At 76.5% G+C, this 2,759-nt stretch carries 2 protein-coding genes; one reads left to right on the top strand and one right to left on the bottom strand.

Features of this window, described 5'->3' with window-relative positions:
* On the bottom strand, positions 1–1,518 hold a 1,518-nt coding region (locus AC5JLB_RS24455), incomplete at its 3' end, for an FHA domain-containing protein (RefSeq protein ID WP_495876438.1).
* Positions 1,519–1,756: 238 nt separating this feature from the next.
* Here AC5JLB_RS24455 and AC5JLB_RS24450 point away from each other — a divergent pair.
* Positions 1,757–2,759: hypothetical protein (locus AC5JLB_RS24450; protein WP_495876437.1), on the top strand; the 1,003-nt coding region annotated here is incomplete at its 3' end.

The following is a 2,759-nucleotide window of genomic DNA, read 5'->3' as shown; positions in this document are numbered from 1 at the left end:
CGGCGCGTCGTCGAGCTCGCGGTGGCGCTCGAGCACGACGCCGAGCTCCGGTGCCAGGGGGCTCGTCGAGCGCCGCCACCCGTCGTCGGCCACGACCCGTGCCGGCACCCGGGCGCGCCCGAGCCGGACGGCGAGGAAGTCGGGGTCGCCGGGGCGGCGCTCCCAGACCCTGGGGTCGGGTCCGTCCACCCAGGAGGCGAGGACGCTCGCCGCCGGAGCCAGCTGGTCGGCCGTGGTGCGTTGGGCCGCGAGCCCGGTGGCCAGCTCGGCGTCGAGCACCTCGACCCGTCGCCGGAACTCCTTGGCGCGGAAGCGCCGCCTCGACTGCTCGCCGAGGATGCCCGCCCCCACGGCCAGCAGGCCCACGAGGGCGAAGATGGCGCCGAAGATCCACCGGCCGGAGATGAGGCCTACGGCCAGCCCACCGGTGACGCTCGCCAGCGCGGCCACGAGCTGCCAGGCCACACCTCGTCCTCGGAGGGCGGTGCCCTCGGCGATCTCGGGCAGCACGGGCCGGAGCTCGGGCGGGCCGAGCAGCGTGCGGGGCAGCTGGTTGACGGCGAGGTGCCCCGGTTCGTCCACCACGGGCCCGGCGACGGCGTCGGGCGACGAGGGCGCCGGGCCCAGCACGAGGAGGTCGCCGCGTCGCACCGGCGCCGTGCGCCACGCCGCCGAGCGTGCGAGCAGCAGCGATCGATCGGGCCGGTAGGCGAGCCAGCACCCGTTGCCAGCGCTGCCGGACCAGGGCTCGGCAGGGAGCCCGAGGTAGGCGGCGAGGCGGTCGACGACCGCGCCGACCGTCGCATCCCCGGGTGCGACCACACGCACGAAGGCCGGAGCCCCGGTCCCCTCGGCCCGGACCTCGATGTCCACGGTGGTCGGGCTGGCGGGGTGGGCCGCAACTCGGTGGAGCCGCAGCTCCACCCCCGGGGCGCCCAGCCCGACGGCGTCACCGTCCCCGACGGCCACGGGATCGGCGACGGCTCGGCCGTTGACGAACGTGCCGCCGGTGGAGCCGAGGTCCTCGACGGTGGCACCGTCGGGCGAGGTCCGCGTGAGCCGGCAGTGGGTGCGTGACGCCGAGGGATGGGTCACGACCACGTCGCAGGCGGCGGGGTCCCGCCCGACGACCACCGCACGGCCGTTCGGGAGCGCGGTGTCGATGCCGGGGCCGACCAGGCGCAGCTCGGGACCGGCCGACGCCGGTGCGCCATCGACCCGGAGGACGCGCAGCAGCGACCGGCCGACGCGTATCGCCGCACCGTCTCGGACGGGGGTGGGCCGCTCGATGCGGCGACCGTCGATCGACGTGCCCCGCCGCGAGCCGAGGTCGGACACGATGACGGTCCGCCCGTCGACCGTCAGGTCCAGGTGCGACCGCGACGCGTGGTCGTCGGCCAGCACCAGATCGTTGCTCGAGGCCCGGCCGACGAGCGTCCGGCCGTCGACGGTCACCTGTGCGCCCTGGTCGGGGCCGGCGACGACGCGCGCGACGAAGCGGGCCGGCGGCGCGGTCACGAGCCGGCGAGCCGCGTGGCAGGGCGCGTGGTCCCCCCATGGGTCATCGATCTCCCCCTCCCTCGAGCGTCGCGACGCCGTCACGCTAGGCCCCGGTCGGCTCCGCGTGTCGCCCGACCGCGACGTGCGGTGGTGGACTGCGATCCTCCCGCACTAGCCTCTCGGCGGGATCGGCCCGGGAGGGGGCGACCTGGCGCTCCAGATCGCTGGTCGGCTGGTCCCGGAGGGGGCGCCACGCATGGCCACATCGGGGGGGTGCCAGGACCGGCTGGGGGCCGCGGCCCGCAAGGTGGTCGCTGATCGCGGGCCGGCCTCGCTCGACGGCGCCGGACGCCTCCGCGCCATGCTGGTCGACGCCGCCGGTGCCGGTGCGCGCGAGTGCCGGGCGGAGCTCGACGCCCTCGTCGCGGCCGCCGGCGAGGAGGACCCGGTCGGGCCCTTCGCCCGCCGCGGCCCCGACGCCGCCGCCGTCGACGCCCGGGTCCGGGCGATCGCGACCGATGAGGGCCACCCCGAGGAGCTCCTCCGGTGGGCGACCGAGGTGTGGTTCTCGGCGTTGGGTGCCCGGCTGCCCGATCCGCTCCCACCGCCACCCCGCCAGGGCCCGCCGCCCGGCCAGGGCCCGCCGGTCCCCGTCACGTCCGGGCCGCCACGGCCCCGACGCGGCTCGATCGCACTGCTCGGGCTCGCCGGGGTGGTCGTCGCCGCAGTGGTCGCCGCCGTCGTCGCGGCGGCCTGGCTGCGCGACGACGGCGCCGAGGTCACGACCGGGTCCGGTGGCACGAGCACCACCGCAGCCCGCGCGACGACGTCGAGCTCGACGTCCAGCACCACGTCGACCACCACCACCCCGACGACGACCACCGCGCCTCTCACCCGGTGGGACGCAGCGACCGCCCCGCAGGGGATCGACCTGGTGCTGCTCGACGGGCTCGACGACATGTTCGTCCCCGTCAGAGCCGACCTGTTCGGAAACCTGGGGGGGCCCGACGTCTGCCGGCCGGTGGGGCTGACGGACCCCGATCCCTTCAACGTGTACCCGCAGGGTCCGGACGTCGCCAGCATCGAGTGCCGCTACGGCGACGACACCACCATGGTGCACAGCCTGTTCGCCTCGAGGACCGACGTCGACGACTTCTTCGCGGGCCGGTTGGCCTCTCGTCGCCTCGCTCGTGGGACCGGTCAGATGGGAGCGACGCAGCCCTGGCAGGTGGACTACGAGCTCCAGGATCGACGCGACA

Source organism: Myxacorys chilensis, from assembly GCF_059505265.1.
This window is presented reverse-complemented; position numbering and strand designations above follow the sequence as displayed.